Origin of the sequence: Pseudomonas weihenstephanensis, assembly GCF_001043055.1 — a bacterium.
Taxonomy (GTDB): domain Bacteria; phylum Pseudomonadota; class Gammaproteobacteria; order Pseudomonadales; family Pseudomonadaceae; genus Aquipseudomonas; species Aquipseudomonas weihenstephanensis.
Map to the genome: position 1 here is coordinate 47347 of NZ_JYLF01000013.1, position 14909 is coordinate 62255.

Sequence of the window (14909 nt, forward strand, 5' to 3'; positions counted from 1 at the left end):
TTGCAGAAGGCGCCAAGCATGTTGCTGAATCTGTTCAATGAAATGCGCGCGGCCAAAGTGCCGGTGTCGGTGCGCGAGCTGCTGGACTTGATCAACGCGCTCAAACACCGTGTGACCTTCGCCGACATGGACGAGTTTTACTTTTTGGCGCGCACGATCCTGGTCAAGGACGAGCGTCATTACGACAAGTTCGACCGTGCGTTCGGGGCTTATTTCAACGGGCTGCAAAACCTCAACGAACACCTTGAGGCACTGATCCCGGACGAGTGGCTGCGCAAAGAGTTCGAACGCTCGCTCAGTGACGAAGAGCGCGCGCAGATCCAGTCACTGGGTGGCCTGGACAAACTGATCGAGGCGTTCAAACAGCGTCTGGAAGAGCAAAAGGAACGCCATGCCGGTGGCAATAAATGGATCGGCACCGGCGGCACCAGCCCGTTTGGTTCGGGCGGCTACCACCCCGAAGGCATCCGTGTGGGCGATGCCGGAGCGCGTCAGGGCAAAGCGGCCAAGGTCTGGGAGCAGCGCGAGTACAAAAACCTCGACGACCAGGTCGAATTGGGTACACGCAATATCAAGGTTGCGCTGCGGCGCTTGCGTAAGTTCGCACGTCAGGGCGCGGCCGAAGAGCTGGACATCGACGGCACCATCGACCACACCGCACGTGATGCTGGCCTGCTCAATATCCAGATGCGCCCTGAGCGGCGTAACACCATCAAGTTGCTGCTGTTGTTCGACATTGGCGGCTCGATGGATTCACACGTCAAGATTTGCGAGGAGTTGTTCTCGGCCTGCAAGACCGAGTTCAAACACCTGGAGTATTACTACTTCCATAACTTCATTTATGAATCGGTGTGGAAAAACAACCAGCGCCGTCAGGTTGAGCGTGTTGCCACACAGGATGTACTGCACAAATACGGTGCCGATTACAAAGTGATTTTTATCGGCGACGCGGCCATGGGTCCGTACGAAATCACCCACGCAGGTGGCAGTGTCGAGCACTGGAACGAAGAACCGGGCTACCTGTGGATGCAGCGTTTTATGGAGAAATACAAAAAACTCATCTGGATCAATCCGTATCCCAAAGATACGTGGAACTACACCGCGTCAACCCGCATCGTGCGCGACTTGATTGAAGACCGCATGTATCCGTTGACCCTGGACGGGCTGGAACAAGGCATGCGGTTTTTGGCCAAGTAATCGCGTTGATTCGCAGGCCCTCACCCCAACCCTCTCCCTGCGGGAGGGTGCAGTGCTCTTGAGACCGCATGCAGTCAGTCCCCTCTACCTTTGGGAGAGGGTTAGGGTGAGGGGCTTTTAAGGCGCTGCATAAATTCCACCTGCTGACGCTGCGCGGCCTGCTGTGTGGTGGGCCGAAATTGCACTGCCTCCCCCGGCAAACACTGCGCCAGCCGCGCCAGCGCCAAGGGTGTCAACGCCCCCAACCGCGGATACCCGCCAATGGTCTGCCGGTCATTGAGCAGCACTATCGGCTGACCATCGGGCGGCACTTGAACCGCCCCCAACGGGATGCCTTCCGAAATCATCGGCGCCCCCTGATACTCCAACGTCGGGCCTAACAGGCGAATGCCCATGCGATCAGCACGGCTGTCTACCGTCCACGGACGGTTGAACGCATCGAAGGTGCTTTGCCCGCTGAACGCACCGATTTGTGCGCCCAGGACCACATCCAGTACTGGCCGGGCGGCGAATTCGGGGATCAGCGCGCGGCTCAGCTCGCGCAACGCAGGCCCGGCGCCGCTGTAACTCAACTCGCCTCCTTTGACCAAGGCATGGCCAAAACCGTCAGGCCCGCCCAGCGCTTCACGCACCACGGTGGCGCAACTGCCCAGCACCTGCGGCGCAGTGAAGCCCCCTGGTGCAGCCAGATACGCCCGTGCGCCCTTGAGGGGCTGAGCAAATTTCAACGTCTGCCCCTGATGCAGAGTGAAACTGCGCCAGGGTTGAAGTGCCTGACCCTCCACGGTCGCGCCAAGGTCAGCGCCCGCCAGTGCCAAGGTGCAATCAGCCTGCGCAATCAGGGTGAGCCCGCCCAGGGTGATCTCAATCACCGGGGCATCGAGGTCATTGCCCAGCAACCCGTTGGCCACTGCCATCGACCGCCAATCAGCCGCACCGCCCTGGGTCACACCCAAATGCCTGACACCAAAACGTCCTGCGTCCTGCAACTGGCACAACGCAGTGCTGGCTTGTATCAATAAACGGCTCATGCCAGTGCCTCCTGCGGGGTGTCATCGCCACCCAAGTTGATGAACTCGGCATGGCTGATGGGCGCAAACTGCACGCGATCACCGGGTTGCATCAGGCTGTAGCCTTCGCGCTCGCGGTCAAACAAGGCGCTGGGAGTACGCCCGATAAGGTTCCAGCCACCGGGAGATTGCGCCGGATAGGCGGCTGTCTGGCGCTCGGCAATGCCCACGCTGCCCGCCGCCACCCGTTTGCGCGGGGTCGACAGACGCGGTGCGGCTAACGCCTCGTCCACCAACCCCATAAACGCAAAGCCCGGCGCGAACCCCAGGGCGAATACCTGGTACTCGTGCTCGCTGTGGCAACGGATGACTTGGTTGTGCGACCAGCCGGTACGTTGGGCAAGCAATGCCAGCTCAGGCCCGACACTCAGGTCGTACCACACCGGCACCACATGGCACTGGCCTTGACGCCGGGTGTCCGGTTGCAGGTCGCTCAGTGCGTGGGCAATCAGCTCCCGCGCCTGAACCGGGCTGAGCGCCAGCCCATCGTAGTGCACCATCAAGGTGGTGTAGGACGGCACCACATCAATCAACTGCCCGGCAAACACGCTGCGTACGCGCTCAGTGGCGGCCAGCATCCACGGCATGTTGGCTTCGGCAATGTCATCGAACAGGCGCAGCATCAGGCAGTCGATGGCCACCACTTCGATACGCAGCTTCATGCCTGTAACTCGTTGAGGGCATTGCGTATGCGCTGCACGGCGGCCACCGAGCTGGCGTTGTCGCCATGCACACACAGGGTGTTGGCGTGCAGATACAGCGCGCTGCCATCACTGGCAATCAGCGACTGGCCTGCCGCAAGGGTCAGGGCCTGGCGCACGATGGTGTCTGCATCGTGGTGCACGGCCCCCGGCAATTGCCGTGAGACCAAACGCCCTGCGTTGTCGTACGCCCGATCAGCAAAGGCTTCAAACCATAACGTCACGCCATACTCATCGCCGATGGCTTGGGCCTCGCGGTTGTCGCGGGTGGCCATCAGCATCAACGGCAAGCGGGCATCGTAGGTCGCCACAGCGTGCACCACGGCGCGCAATTGCTCGGGGCTGGCCATCATGTCGTTGTACATCGCTCCGTGCGGTTTGACGTAACGGATACGCGTACCTTGGGCACGGCAAATGCCGTCGAGCGCGCCCAACTGGTAGTGCAACAGGTCTTGCAGCTCTGCCGCGGTATAGGCCATAGAACGCCGACCAAATCCTGCCAGGTCCTGGTACGCCGGGTGGGCACCGATTTGCACGTCATGCTTGAGCGCCAGCGCCACGGTTTTGCGCATGATGCCCGGATCGCCCGCATGAAAACCGCAGGCAATGTTGGCGCAATCAATGAAGGGCATCACTTCGGCGTCCAGGCCCATGGTCCAGCTGCCAAAGCTTTCACCCATATCGCAGTTCAATAACAGGCGGCTCATGCGGATGCTCCTGTGGTTTTTTTATAGTTCAGAGGTAGGACATTTTTCGGCAGGCGTACGCGTTCGTCCAACTAATAAAAGCCGGGCGCGGGGATAAGAAAAGTTGATCGCTGGCGGCGATGAGCATCATGGGCCCCTTTAGAAGGGGCCGCCGGGCAGGCCATCGCAGCCTAGAGGTTCAGTAGCTGCGCTCGCGACGGGCGATGCGTTCGCGCTGGCGTTTACCGCCCAGCACGACCCAATCGATCAGGCGCAAGAAGCCTTCGATGATGAAGGAAAACAACAACGCGCCCGCCATAGCCCAGCCAATGGCCGTCGGCGAGAGCAAGACTTGGTAGGTGTAGGCGTCGAAGGTTTCCTGGCGGATGGCCGGGTCTGCGGCATACGCCACTTGCAGGGCGCGCATGTACCACGGGCCTTGCATGGCCTGAAACTGGTTATCCAGCAGGCGCTGACGGGTCAGCAGCGTGTTCAGGCTGGTGGCGTCGCTGCGAAATACCGGGTCATCACTGGCCTGGTAATGAGCCACCAGTGCTTGCAGGTCACCCTTGAAAAACTGATTGGCCGTGTTTTGAAAGCCTGCCAACCCGGTTTGGGCTTCGATCAGGTGAGCCTCTACACGATTGGCGTAATCATTGATAAACCCCGGCACTTGCACGCCGAGCAACAGGCCCAACGTAAATAGCACCAACCGCAGGTAGCTCAGGAACATACACGCCCTTCCTTATTCGGTTGTGCCGCGGCTGACGCATTCGCCGCCTCGCCACAAGCTCCATTGCCCCGGTTCGTAGCGGGTCCAGGTTTCGTTTTCAGTCAACGGTTCGGTGGCAATCACGGTCACCACGTCAGCAGGCGTGGTTTCGGCCTGAAAGTCCACGATCACGTCGACATCTTTCAAGCGCGCCGGACCAAACGGCGCCCGCCGGGTGATGTGGGCCAGTTTGGTCGAGCAGTAGCAAAACAGCCAGTCGCCATTGCTCAGCAAGCCATTGAACACGCCTTTAGTGCGGTATTGGGCGCAGGCCGCCACCAGCACGGGAAGCAATGTTTCGACGTCCACGGGTTCTGGAAACGCCTCGCGCACCCGATTGAGCAGATCACAAAAGGCCGCTTCGCTGTCGGTGTCGCCAATGGGCCGGTAAAAACTGACGCTCGGGCTGAAGTCCGCCAACTGCCCGTTGTGCGCAAAGCACCAGTTACGGCCCCACAACTCACGCACAAACGGATGGGTATTGGACAAGCACACCTGACCGACGTTGGCCTGGCGGATATGCCCAATCACCACTTCGCTTTTGATCGGATAACGCTGCACCAGCAAGGCGACTTCAGAATCGCAGCTGGCACCGGGGTCCTGGAACAGCCGCAGGCCACGCCCTTCATAGAAGGCGATGCCCCAGCCATCGCGGTGCGGGCCGGTACGCCCGCCGCGCTGCATCAGGCCGGTGAAACTGAACACAATGTCGGTCGGCACGTTGGCGCTCATGCCCAGTAATTCACACACGCTCGTACGCTCGCATTCAGGCTTGACGAAAAGGTTTACAGCCGTGGCTCAACCCGTGAGGAGCCAGCAGGCCGCGGTACAGCCGTATGGCCATAGCGATCATCGGCGGCGCCGAAAGGTTGATCGTCTTCGGGCTCGCTTTTGCGGGCCTCTTCATTTGCAGCCAGCCGAGCACGCCGCGCTTTGCTGGCGCGCTCGATCGGCCAGCGAATCAACACAAACACTGCGTACAGGCAAAACGCGATGATGGCGTACATCAACAAGTCGGACACCGCGCGCCAGGCGTTATTGCCCACCTTGAACGCGAGGTCGAGGGCTGTGATGGCGATCGCGGGGGCAAATTTTTCCTTGACCGGGTCAATGATGGTCGCGCTGAACAACAGCACGGCCATTAATATACGCAGGGGTTCACGCAGCCAGCGCCACATGAAGCGGGTCAGGCGGCACCACACGAGCAGGCAGCCCAAAGCGGCAAAGGCGTAAAGGCCCCAAGCGAGCAGATAGTCGTTCTCGGTCATGGTATCCATGGTCGGCAGGCAATGAGGCGCTATGATAACGGCTTTTGACAAGGGCGGCTGCACCGCCGTCAGCACGACTTCTTTTCATGCAGGTTTGTGAGAACACTTAATGACCGAATCAGCCCACGCAAACAGCGCTCCTATCGCACCTACCGTAGAGGGTCCTGACCCGTATGTATGGTTACAAAATCGCGACAACAAAGAGGTTTTGGACTATCTGAAAGCGGAAAACAGTTATCAGGAGGCGCAGTTGGCCGATCAGGCTGAACGGCGTGAAGCCCTGTTTCAAGAGATCAAAGGCCGTATTCGCGAAACTGATTTGTCGCTGCCCTCGCCTTGGGGACCTTTCCTGTATTACACCCGCACCGTCGCAGGTGATGAGTACCCGCGACACTTGCGCTGCCCGCGCCCGGCCGATGACAGCCAGCAGGTTGACGAGCGTGCCGAGCAATTGCTGCTCGACCCGAACGCCTTGGCCGACGGCGGTTTCATTTCACTGGGTGCGTTCAGCATCAGCCCGGACCATCAGCGCCTCGCGTATAGCCTGGACATCAACGGCGAAGAAGTTTTCCGATTATTCGTCAAAGAGCTGAGCACCGGTGTGGTCACCGAACTGCCGTTTGACGACTGTGATGGCAGCATGACGTGGGCCAATGACAGCCAGACGCTGTTTTTTGCCGAACTGGATGACACTCACCGCCCGCACAAACTGATGCGCCATACGCTGGGCGAGTCGGGGGTTCATGAAGTGTTTCATGAGCCGGACGGGCGATTCTTCCTGCATTGCTATCGCTCAAGTTCCGAACGCCAACTCATCCTGCTGCTCAGCAGCAAAACCACCAGTGAAAGCTGGGTGCTGGATGCGCATCAGCCAACAGGCCCGTTCACGTGCCTGGCACCCAGGGTTGAAGACCACGATTACAGCGTCGATCACGGGCTTTACCAAGGCACTTGGACCTGGTTCATTCGCACCAATCAGGACGGCATCAACTTTGCCCTGTACTGCGCCGCAGGTGATGTGCCGACCCGTAATGAGTGGACGCTGCTGATCGCCCATGACGACAAGGTGATGCTGGAGGGCCTGACCCTGAATGCAAACGCCTTGTGCTTGAGCCTGCGCGAAGGCGGACTGCCAATCATCGAGATTCGCCCTGCGGGTTTGGCGCCGTATCGCGTTCAACTGCCGGACGCCGCCTACAGCCTGTATGTACAAGACAGTCTTGAGTTCGACAGCCCTTGCATTCGTCTGCGCTACGAAGCGCTGAATCGCCCGGCGCAAGTGCGCCAGCTGACCTTGTCCAACGGCGAACAACGGGTGCTCAAAGAAACACCCGTACTCGGGCCGTTCAATGCCGATGATTATGTTAGCCAGCGTCTATGGGCCACGGCGCCCGATGGCACGCAGGTGCCAATCAGCCTGGTGGTCAAGCGCAGTGCTCTGGGCCAACCCACTCCCTTGTATTTGTATGGCTACGGGGCCTATGGCGAAAGTCTGGACCCGTGGTTTTCGCACTCGCGCCTCAGCTTGCTCGACCGCGGTGTGGCCTTCGCCATCGCCCATGTGCGCGGCGGCGGTGAGTTGGGTGAAGCCTGGTATCGCGCCGGTAAACAGGAACACAAGCACAACACGTTCAGCGACTTCATCGCCTGTGCCGAACATTTGATTGCCCACGGGCTGACCGACGCCGGGCAACTGGTGATCAGCGGCGCCAGCGCGGGGGGCCTGTTGATTGGCGCCGTGCTCAATCAACGCCCAGAACTGTTCAAGGCGGCGATTGCTGAAGTGCCGTTCGTCGATGTACTGAACACCATGCTCGACCCCGAGCTGCCGCTGACCGTCACCGAGTATGACGAATGGGGCAACCCGCAAGAGCCACAGGTGTATGCCCGGATCAAAGCCTATGCGCCGTATGAAAATGTACGCGCTCAGGCCTACCCGGCGATGCTGGTGATTGCGGGCTACAACGACAGCCGCGTGCAGTATTGGGAAGCGGCCAAATGGGTCGCCAAACTGCGCGTCACCAAGACTGACAACAACCTGTTACTGCTCAAGACCGAACTGGACGCCGGTCATGGCGGCATGAGCGGGCGCTATCAAGCCCTGCGCGATGTGGCGCTGGAGTATGCCTTTGTTTTCAAGGTGCTGGGCCTGTAGGCGCGCGCCTGTACCTGCAATCAAACCCTTTACTCTGCCGGGGGTTTGGCCTTGGGGTCTTTGACCTCAAGCCCCGGCAGTGGCTGGTCTTTGGGCGGCTGGGGCAAGTCGATGGGTGGCAGCGGGATCAAACTGCCACCTCCGGCAACCGGCTTGCGCACGGCCTTGGGGGTAATCTGCGGGTACGGGGTGGGCGTCGCCGTGCCGGGTGAACCCGGCGCCGCAGTCACAGGCACCACCGGCACAGGCGTCAGCTCTGCTGCTTGTGCCGCACTTATCGGGAGCGCAGCCCACACAATGGCCGTTAGAATAGTGCGTTTCATCAATCACTCCGTTGCCAGACCGGCTTGTCTGCCCTCAGGCTACTCGTAACCTGCGGTTTTTGTCCCCTTCTATGAGATATCCATGAAACGTTTTGTTTTGCTCGACACCACTCCGATCCCCGAAAACGGCGGCGCCTTGTGCCTGTTCGAGTATGGCGAGGACTTCGTGATCAAGATCCAGGGCGGCGACGGGGGTCAATTGATGAACACCCGCATGCACGGCTCTGAAGATGCGCTGGCAGAAATCCCGTGCCGCAAGGTCGCCGGTCGTCCGCAGTCACGGGTGCTGATTGGCGGACTGGGTATGGGCTTCACCTTGGCTTCGGCGCTCAAACACTTGGGCAAAACTGCCGAAGTGGTGGTGGCCGAACTGGTGCCGGGGGTTGTTGAATGGAACCGCGGGCCGCTGGGAGAAAAGTCCGGCAATCCTTTGCAAGACCCGCGCACCGTCATCCGCATGGAAGACGTGGCCAAGGTGTTGCAGGCCGAGCCCAATGGCTTCGACGCAATTATGCTGGATGTCGACAACGGCCCCGAAGGCTTGACCCAAAAAGCCAACAGCTGGTTGTATTCAGCCGGTGGCCTGAGCGCCTGCGCCAAAGCCTTGCGCCCTAAAGGCGTGCTGGCGGTGTGGTCGGCCAGTGCCGACAAACAATTTAGCGACAAGCTGCGCAAGGCCGGTTTCAAGGCTGAAGAAGTGCAGGTATTTGCCCACGGCAACAAGGGCACGCGGCACACAATCTGGATTGCTGAAAAAATCAAAGGCTGATCAGCAGCTAAACTTAACGACCTGACCGTCATTCGTCCTGAAAGGTAACCCCATGAGTTCGGCCAACCCTCCCTCCCATACCGCGAAGCTGGATCGCATCCTGGCCGATGCCCAGCGTGACCGTGAAATGGGCTACCGCGACAAAGCCCTGAAAATGTACCCGCACGTGTGCGGTCGTTGCGCCCGTGAGTTTGCGGGCAAGCGCCTGAGTGAACTGACTGTTCACCACCGCGACCACAACCATGACAACAACCCGCAAGACGGTTCCAACTGGGAGCTGTTGTGCCTGTACTGCCATGACAACGAACACTCGCGCTACACCGACCAGCAATACTTCTCGGACAGCTCCACCAGCAGCCCGAAAGTCGCCAAGGCCACTCATAACCCGTTCGCGGCACTCGCCGGCTTGATGAAAAAAGACGAGTAAGACGGCTTGCCCCGCAGCAACGGGTGCAGGCGACGTCCAAATCCGGGCCGCGGGGTGTGTGGGCGAACGCACCCTGCGCCAGCGGCTACGGCTATGCAGTAACAGGGGGTATACTCGCGTCTTTTTTCTGAAGGGCTCGGGCACGTGGCGAACAAACGGTACAGCTGCATTGGTTTGTATAACCCCAAATCACCGGAAAACGTCGGCTCGGTGATGCGTGCGGCTGGTTGCTACAACGTGGCCTCGGTGTTTTACACCGGCAAACGGTACGAACGTGCCCGCGACTTCATCACGGACACCAAAAAGGTGCATCAGGACATTCCGTTGATCGGCATTGATGACCTGAAAAAAATCCTGCCGCTGGGCTGCATTCCGGTCGCGGTTGAGCTGGTCGAGGGCGCACGCTCCCTGCCTGAGTACACGCATCCGGATCGTGCGCTGTACATTTTTGGCCCCGAAGACGGCTCACTGGACAAAGAGATTCTGGACTGGTGCGAGGATGTGATTTACATCCCGACCAACGGTTGCATGAACCTTGCGGCCACCGTCAACGTGGTGCTTTACGACCGTTTGGCCAAGGGCAACAACACCCGTTCCGGTCCCCAGTTCTAACCCTCGCCCGCCATTGAATGGAACAACCCGCCCTCCCCGGCAGTCAGCTCTGTATCCACCTATCCCTTGGAGACAGAGCATGAGCAACAGACAACCTGTAGAGCGCATTGAATCCACTTCGTACGAAGACGTGCCTTATCAAAACGTAGAGGGCTGGGAGCGCGTTGGCTCGCTGGCAGGCGGCGTGGTGATGCTGGGCAAAGGCATTCGCCGTGGCGGCTTTATCGGCTTGATCCAGGTGGGCATTGGTGCGATGGCGCTCAAGCGCGGCATTACGGGCCACAGCTCGACCAAACGCCTGCTGGAAAAGAGCCGCCAGCAATTGCACAGCGTGCGTTCGGACATCGCGCAGGCGGGTGACGAATTACTGCGAATGAAAGATGAAGTTGAAGCCAGGGTTGTGAAAAACACCTGATACGTACCTGGCTGCACCTGCGATTAGCGGCGCTATTTGCTGTCATTGAGCAGTGATGTGAGGCTGCGATCCGCGGTGAAGCCATCATAAACCCTTCAACCCGGTGCTTTCGTCACACCGCAATCACCGGGTTTACGGCCGCTTTGCAACCCATCACCGCCTCCTGCCTCAACAGCAACTACAGCGTTTGGCCTCAGACTTTGTCTTTGTTCTGCTGGCTCGCGCTCCAGTCCACCAGCAGGCTGTAAGCCAGCGCCAGCAACGTCGGACCGATGAAAAGACCGATAAAGCCAAAGGCAATCAAGCCACCAAACACGCCGAGCAACACAATCACCAAGGGCAAGTTGCCGCCCCGGCTGATCAAATAAGGTTTGAGTACGTTGTCCACGCCACTGATGATCAGCGTGCCCCAAATTCCGAGAAAAATCGCCAGCCCGTAATCACCCTTCCAGGCCAGCCATGCCGTGGCCGGAATCCAGATCAACGGCGGTCCCATCGGGATAAGACTTAGCAGAAAAGTCGCCACCCCCAGCACCAGTGCGCCCGGTACACCGGCAATCAAGAAGCCGATCAGCGCCAGCACCGCCTGCGCCGCTGCCGTGCCGATCACACCGTTGACCACTCGCTGAATGGTGCCGGCCACCAGATCCTGATAGTAGGAGGCGCGCTCGCCGATCAAGCGTTCAAGCAAGCGATGCACGAACATCGCCAAACGCGGGCCATCACGGTAGAAAAAGAACACAAACACGATACTCAGTGTCAGCTCCAGAATGCCGCCGCCGATCTGTGCACTGCGGGCCAATAGCCAGTTGCCGACCTGCCCCAAGTACGGCTTGACGGCCACGATCAGCGCCGCGCCCTGCTCATCGATGGTGTCCCAAATACCCACCAGGCGCTCACCGATGAACGGAATACCCGCCAGCCAACCAGGCGCCTGCGGCAAACCTTCAAGCTGAACATCCTTGACGAAGGTCGTGGCGTCGCGCACGTGATCCGCCAGGTTGAAGCCCAGCCACACCAGCGGGCCTGCCACCAGCAGCATCCAGCCCAAAGTCAGAATGCCCGCTGCCAGCGACTCACGGCCATTGAGCCATCGCGTCAGCAAGCGCATTAACGGCCAACTGGCAAACGCCAGCACCGCCCCCCAGAACAGCGCCGACCAAAAAGGCGCCATCACCCACAGACTGGCACCGAACAACACCAGCAGCAGGATCTGCACCAGCAGGCGATCGTTATTGAGCATGTGTGTTCCACAGAAAATTCATAGGCAAAAAAAGACGACGGCTACGCAGAGTGTAGCCGTCGCAGACAAGCGTTTAACGGAGCAGTTCGACCCGCAGCCCTTGGACCGGGTTCTCGCCCAGCTCAATGCGCGCAGCCCTTACACCGCTCTTGATCAGACCGTCGCGCCATGCGGCGGCGTGAACACCGCTCAGGCTGACCCTGGAGGTTGCATCCAGGTTCAATGCGCGACTGATCAAGCTGAGCCACTGTGCATCAGGTTCTGCCGTGAGCGCAGGGAAATCCAGCTCGCCCGTGCTTTTTAACTGGCGCTGCAAGGTGGCTGAGGTGGGCAGTAATTGGCCCAGATCGCCATTGGCCTGAAGCTGCTCGACATGCAGGTAGGCTTTGCGGTTGCCACGCGTGATGCCATACAACGCGACCAACTGATTTTGCTCGGGCGCCGCCAGGCGGATCAACAGGAAGGACTGCTCACCGTCGGCGCCCACCAGCTTGGAGTTACCAAAAATCTCATTTGCCCACAGGCTGCTTTCGCCACAATCACGGGCCTGGCACCAGAACAACAACTGCGCGTCTTGGGCTTGCAGGGCTTCACGCGCAGCCGTAAAGGCTTCGGTGGCCGAGTGCTCAGCGGGTAATTCGTAGGTGATCGCCGTGGTTTGGCCACGGGCATTGACCTGCCCTTCAAAACGCAGCCGACCGCTGATTTTTCGAATGGCGCCCATCGGGTAGATGCGCTCGACATCGGGCTTGACGGTGTAATCGACAATTTGCGCGTCCGCCAGCCGTGGCACGTCTCGCAAGTCATGACTGCCGGGCACGTCAGCCGCCCACAGCAGAGGGCTGAGGCAGCTCAGGCCCAGCGCACAGATAAAACGATTGGTCGGTTTCATCGGCACGCGTCACCCGCAGGTGAGGTGTGTTTGAGCCTGCTCACGATAGAGACCGGGTGGCCTTCCGAGGTCGCAGCGGTGTAGAGATCTATCATGGTTGTCTCCCATTTCAACCCGCCAAGCCTCGGCAGTTGGCCGCCGCAAGTCAAGGAGCGGCGAAGAACCGATTGAAACAGTCTGCAACAAGGATTGCCCCCGCGTCGTCATTGACGTGTAAATGATGGCCGCCGGGTAACCGTTCCAGCGTAAAGGGTAGCCTATCCAGCAACGTCGGATGGGCGGTCAACATCCCGTCCTCAGCGACCACTAACGTGGTGGGACAACTGACACGCTGTACGAATGACATGGCCTGTTCATCGGTAAGACGCAGCGGGGACGGCAACGTCAAGCGGCTGTCACTGCGCCAGCTGTAACCCCCCGGCACCGGCATCAAGCCGCGCTGGGCCAACAATTGCGCAGCCTCACGGCTGACCGCGACCATGCCTTTCATGCGGGCCTCGACGCCTCCCTCCAGGGTTTTGTGCACCGTTTTGCGTTTGTGCGTGAGTGCCAATTGGGCCTCAAGCGCCTGCCCCATGCGCTCGGCCGTGCCGTGTTCAGACCCCATGTGCGGCATGACGCCATCAATGAGCGCCATTCGGGTGATCCGCTGCGGGCATGACCCGGCCACGATCACTGAAACAATCGCCCCCAGCGAGTGCCCTAACAGCGCAAAACGCTCCCAGCCCAGTTGTTCAGCCACGCTGAGCACATCAAAAGCGTAGTCCCACAGCGAGTAACCCACGCCCTGCGGCCTGTGCGCAGAGTGACCATGTCCTGCCAGATCAAGTGCAACGATGCGCAGGCCCTTGAGCCTGGGTGCCAGCCGCGCAAAGCTGTTGGCGTTGTCCAGCCAGCCATGCAACGCGATCACGGGCAGGCCGTCTTCAGGGCCAAACACATGCGCGGCAAGCTCGATGTGGGGCAGGCTCAGACGAATTTCTTCAACCACTGGATTCATGCAGAGTGCTCTTCAGAGACCGGGATGACGAAGTTCCCAGCGGGTAAAAATGTCTTTCAGCAGGCTGGCGGTGTCTTGCGGCTGTTCCAGCGGGAACATGTGGCCACCCGGCACGCTTAACGCCTCCCCCAGGGGCAGGCGTGCGACGGCGTTGGCATGATGGCGCATCACCACCCGACTGTCGCGCCCACGCACTATGGTCAGCGGTACTTGCAACTGCTTGATCAACCCCGGACTGGTATGCGGCACGCCCCGGTAGATGTCAATTTCGGTGGCCGGGTCGAAGCTTAACCGCAGACGATCATCCATCGCGCACAACCCATGCTCCAGATACGCCTCAAAGCAGTCCGGGTCAAAGCTGCGAAACAACGACTTACCCGCAAAATAAGCCCGGGCGGCGTCACGGTCTGCAAACTCTTCGCGCCGTCCCAGTGTGCGCCCGGCCGGCGTCAGGCGATCAATCAGGCCAAAACGCTTGGCCGCGCGAATCACCCATTGATCGGTGCGCGTTAACACAGGTGAGTCGAGCATCACGACCCCACAGTAGAGGTGCGGGCAGCGTATGGCCGCATGCAAGTGCAACATTCCGCCCAACGAATGGCCGACGCCCAATACGGGTTCGTCTTGTTGTTGCAGGTGGTAAATCAGTTCGTCGACCAGGTTGCGCCAGTTGTTGTCCACCGGAAAGCGCGGGTCGTGCCCATGCTGCGACAAATGGGCGACGCGAAAGTCAGGCGACAGCGAGGCAAATAATTTGCCGTAGGTGGCCGAAGGGAAGCCGTTGGCATGGGCGAAAAAAATCTGCCGGGACATACAAGGCATCCAGTTGAAAAGGGTGGCCTTATTGTCAGTAGGATTTTTCCCAACATCAATGACCGTATACGCCATCCAGGACGCCAGTACGGCCATTGCTTGCCCCTTTGGTCAGCGCACAGGCGGGGTATCACCCAGCGCGACCACGGCAATGGTCAGTCGGGAAATGCAGTTGAGTTTGCCGTTTTCATCCGTCAGGCGGATGTCCCACACATGGGTTGTACGCCCGATATGCACCGCACGCGCAACAGCACTCACTCGCCCGCTGCGTACCCCACGCAAGTGATTGGCGTTGACCTCAAGGCCGACGCAGTAGAACTTTTGCTGATCAATGCACAGATAGCTGGCCATCGACCCCAAGGTCTCGGCCAACACGACAGAGGCGCCACCATGCAATAAGCCAAAGGGCTGATGCGTGCGGTGATCGACCACCATGCTTGCCGTGATGGAGGTGTCATCGAAGGCATCAAAGGTGATGTCCAGCACATCGCAAATGGTATTTTTGCGCTGTGAATTGAGGTACGCCAGGTCGGGCGTGGTGGTCCACAAGCTCATGGGTCAGTCCT

Annotated in this window: 18 protein-coding genes; 6 read left to right on the top strand and 12 right to left on the bottom strand. The window is 59.6% G+C overall.

Annotated elements, in window-relative coordinates; genetic code table 11:
* The first annotated feature begins 18 nt into the window (after nucleotides 1-18).
* Nucleotides 19-1197: a vWA domain-containing protein gene (locus TU86_RS21570; protein WP_048366359.1), complete on the top strand. Its 1179-nt coding sequence runs from the start codon at nucleotides 19-21 to the stop codon at nucleotides 1195-1197.
* A 101-nt stretch (nucleotides 1198-1298) separates the two neighbouring features.
* Here TU86_RS21570 and TU86_RS21575 read toward each other — a convergent pair whose 3' ends face one another.
* The 6 genes from TU86_RS21575 to TU86_RS21600 form a co-directional block, all read right to left on the bottom strand.
* The gene (locus TU86_RS21575) at nucleotides 1299-2228 is read right to left on the bottom strand and encodes a 5-oxoprolinase subunit C family protein (RefSeq protein ID WP_048366360.1); all 930 of its coding nucleotides are present in this window, start codon (nucleotides 2226-2228) and stop codon (nucleotides 1299-1301) included.
* Nucleotides 2225-2929: a 5-oxoprolinase subunit PxpB gene (gene pxpB, locus TU86_RS21580; RefSeq protein WP_048366361.1), complete on the bottom strand. Its 705-nt coding sequence runs from the start codon at nucleotides 2927-2929 to the stop codon at nucleotides 2225-2227. The genes TU86_RS21575 and pxpB overlap by 4 nt, the downstream gene beginning before the upstream one ends.
* The gene (locus TU86_RS21585; RefSeq protein ID WP_048366362.1) at nucleotides 2926-3675 is read right to left on the bottom strand and encodes a 5-oxoprolinase subunit PxpA; all 750 of its coding nucleotides are present in this window, start codon (nucleotides 3673-3675) and stop codon (nucleotides 2926-2928) included. Before TU86_RS21585 ends, pxpB begins: the two co-directional genes overlap by 4 nt.
* A 178-nt stretch (nucleotides 3676-3853) precedes the next feature.
* On the bottom strand, nucleotides 3854-4387 hold the full coding sequence (locus TU86_RS21590; protein WP_048366363.1) for a DUF2937 family protein: 534 nt from the start codon (nucleotides 4385-4387) through the stop codon (nucleotides 3854-3856).
* A 12-nt stretch (nucleotides 4388-4399) separates the two neighbouring features.
* A complete protein-coding gene (locus TU86_RS21595) occupies nucleotides 4400-5176 on the bottom strand; it encodes a class II glutamine amidotransferase (protein WP_048366364.1) in 777 nt (258 codons plus the stop codon).
* Nucleotides 5177-5211: 35 nt separating this feature from the next.
* A complete protein-coding gene (locus TU86_RS21600) occupies nucleotides 5212-5703 on the bottom strand; it encodes a hypothetical protein (protein ID WP_048366392.1) in 492 nt (163 codons plus the stop codon).
* 100 nt (nucleotides 5704-5803) lie between these two features.
* Here TU86_RS21600 and TU86_RS21605 point away from each other — a divergent pair, with 100 nt between their 5' ends.
* A complete protein-coding gene (locus TU86_RS21605) occupies nucleotides 5804-7849 on the top strand; it encodes a S9 family peptidase (RefSeq protein ID WP_048366365.1) in 2046 nt (681 codons plus the stop codon).
* A gap of 29 nt (nucleotides 7850-7878) precedes the next feature.
* Here the strand turns inward: TU86_RS21605 and TU86_RS21610 are convergent, their stop codons facing one another.
* Nucleotides 7879-8172 carry a hypothetical protein gene (locus TU86_RS21610; RefSeq protein ID WP_048366366.1) on the bottom strand — a complete coding sequence of 98 codons (294 nt, stop codon included), beginning with the start codon at nucleotides 8170-8172 and terminating at the stop codon, nucleotides 7879-7881.
* Between the two features lie 82 nt (nucleotides 8173-8254).
* Here TU86_RS21610 and TU86_RS21615 point away from each other — a divergent pair, with 82 nt between their 5' ends.
* The 4 genes from TU86_RS21615 to TU86_RS21630 all read left to right on the top strand — a co-directional run bounded on the left by TU86_RS21615 (nucleotide 8255) and on the right by TU86_RS21630 (nucleotide 10395).
* A complete protein-coding gene (locus TU86_RS21615) occupies nucleotides 8255-8941 on the top strand; it encodes a spermidine synthase (protein ID WP_010656469.1) in 687 nt (228 codons plus the stop codon).
* Nucleotides 8942-8993: 52 nt separating this feature from the next.
* On the top strand, nucleotides 8994-9368 hold the full coding sequence (locus TU86_RS21620) for a YajD family HNH nuclease (RefSeq protein WP_048366367.1): 375 nt from the start codon (nucleotides 8994-8996) through the stop codon (nucleotides 9366-9368).
* 144 nt (nucleotides 9369-9512) lie between these two features.
* Nucleotides 9513-9980 carry an RNA methyltransferase gene (locus TU86_RS21625; RefSeq protein ID WP_048366368.1) on the top strand — a complete coding sequence of 156 codons (468 nt, stop codon included), beginning with the start codon at nucleotides 9513-9515 and terminating at the stop codon, nucleotides 9978-9980.
* A 79-nt stretch (nucleotides 9981-10059) separates the two neighbouring features.
* Nucleotides 10060-10395 (top strand): DUF2892 domain-containing protein, encoded by a 336-nt coding sequence (locus TU86_RS21630; protein WP_048366369.1) that lies wholly within the window; start codon nucleotides 10060-10062, stop codon nucleotides 10393-10395.
* 193 nt (nucleotides 10396-10588) lie between these two features.
* Here TU86_RS21630 and TU86_RS21635 read toward each other — a convergent pair whose 3' ends face one another.
* From TU86_RS21635 to TU86_RS21655, 5 genes are all read right to left on the bottom strand, one after another.
* Nucleotides 10589-11638 (bottom strand): AI-2E family transporter, encoded by a 1050-nt coding sequence (locus TU86_RS21635; protein WP_048366370.1) that lies wholly within the window; start codon nucleotides 11636-11638, stop codon nucleotides 10589-10591.
* Between the two features lie 73 nt (nucleotides 11639-11711).
* On the bottom strand, nucleotides 11712-12530 hold the full coding sequence (locus TU86_RS21640) for a DUF4892 domain-containing protein (RefSeq protein ID WP_048366371.1): 819 nt from the start codon (nucleotides 12528-12530) through the stop codon (nucleotides 11712-11714).
* Between the two features lie 145 nt (nucleotides 12531-12675).
* Nucleotides 12676-13530 carry an alpha/beta hydrolase gene (locus tag TU86_RS21645; protein ID WP_048366372.1) on the bottom strand — a complete coding sequence of 285 codons (855 nt, stop codon included), beginning with the start codon at nucleotides 13528-13530 and terminating at the stop codon, nucleotides 12676-12678.
* A gap of 12 nt (nucleotides 13531-13542) precedes the next feature.
* Nucleotides 13543-14343, bottom strand: coding sequence for an alpha/beta fold hydrolase (locus tag TU86_RS21650; RefSeq protein WP_048366393.1), 801 nt, complete (start codon nucleotides 14341-14343; stop codon nucleotides 13543-13545).
* Nucleotides 14344-14454: 111 nt separating this feature from the next.
* A complete protein-coding gene (locus tag TU86_RS21655) occupies nucleotides 14455-14898 on the bottom strand; it encodes a hotdog fold thioesterase (protein WP_048366373.1) in 444 nt (147 codons plus the stop codon).
* Between the last annotated feature and the right edge of the window lie 11 nt (nucleotides 14899-14909).

Bases quoted from the DNA above. Each gene is read 5' to 3' on its own strand.
- TU86_RS21570 (WP_048366359.1), top strand. From the start codon at position 19: ATGTTGCTGAATCTGTTCAATGAAATGCGCGCGGCCAAAGTGCCGGTG.
- TU86_RS21575 (WP_048366360.1), bottom strand. From the start codon at position 2,228: ATGAGCCGTTTATTGATACAAGCCAGCACTGCGTTGTGCCAGTTGCAG.
- pxpB (WP_048366361.1), bottom strand. From the start codon at position 2,929: ATGAAGCTGCGTATCGAAGTGGTGGCCATCGACTGCCTGATGCTGCGC.
- TU86_RS21585 (WP_048366362.1), bottom strand. From the start codon at position 3,675: ATGAGCCGCCTGTTATTGAACTGCGATATGGGTGAAAGCTTTGGCAGC.
- TU86_RS21590 (WP_048366363.1), bottom strand. From the start codon at position 4,387: ATGTTCCTGAGCTACCTGCGGTTGGTGCTATTTACGTTGGGCCTGTTG.
- TU86_RS21600 (WP_048366392.1), bottom strand. From the start codon at position 5,703: ATGGATACCATGACCGAGAACGACTATCTGCTCGCTTGGGGCCTTTAC.
- TU86_RS21605 (WP_048366365.1), top strand. From the start codon at position 5,804: ATGACCGAATCAGCCCACGCAAACAGCGCTCCTATCGCACCTACCGTA.
- TU86_RS21610 (WP_048366366.1), bottom strand. From the start codon at position 8,172: ATGAAACGCACTATTCTAACGGCCATTGTGTGGGCTGCGCTCCCGATA.
- TU86_RS21615 (WP_010656469.1), top strand. From the start codon at position 8,255: ATGAAACGTTTTGTTTTGCTCGACACCACTCCGATCCCCGAAAACGGC.
- TU86_RS21620 (WP_048366367.1), top strand. From the start codon at position 8,994: ATGAGTTCGGCCAACCCTCCCTCCCATACCGCGAAGCTGGATCGCATC.
- TU86_RS21630 (WP_048366369.1), top strand. From the start codon at position 10,060: ATGAGCAACAGACAACCTGTAGAGCGCATTGAATCCACTTCGTACGAA.
- TU86_RS21635 (WP_048366370.1), bottom strand. From the start codon at position 11,638: ATGCTCAATAACGATCGCCTGCTGGTGCAGATCCTGCTGCTGGTGTTG.
- TU86_RS21640 (WP_048366371.1), bottom strand. From the start codon at position 12,530: ATGAAACCGACCAATCGTTTTATCTGTGCGCTGGGCCTGAGCTGCCTC.
- TU86_RS21645 (WP_048366372.1), bottom strand. From the start codon at position 13,530: ATGAATCCAGTGGTTGAAGAAATTCGTCTGAGCCTGCCCCACATCGAG.
- TU86_RS21650 (WP_048366393.1), bottom strand. From the start codon at position 14,343: ATGTCCCGGCAGATTTTTTTCGCCCATGCCAACGGCTTCCCTTCGGCC.
- TU86_RS21655 (WP_048366373.1), bottom strand. From the start codon at position 14,898: ATGAGCTTGTGGACCACCACGCCCGACCTGGCGTACCTCAATTCACAG.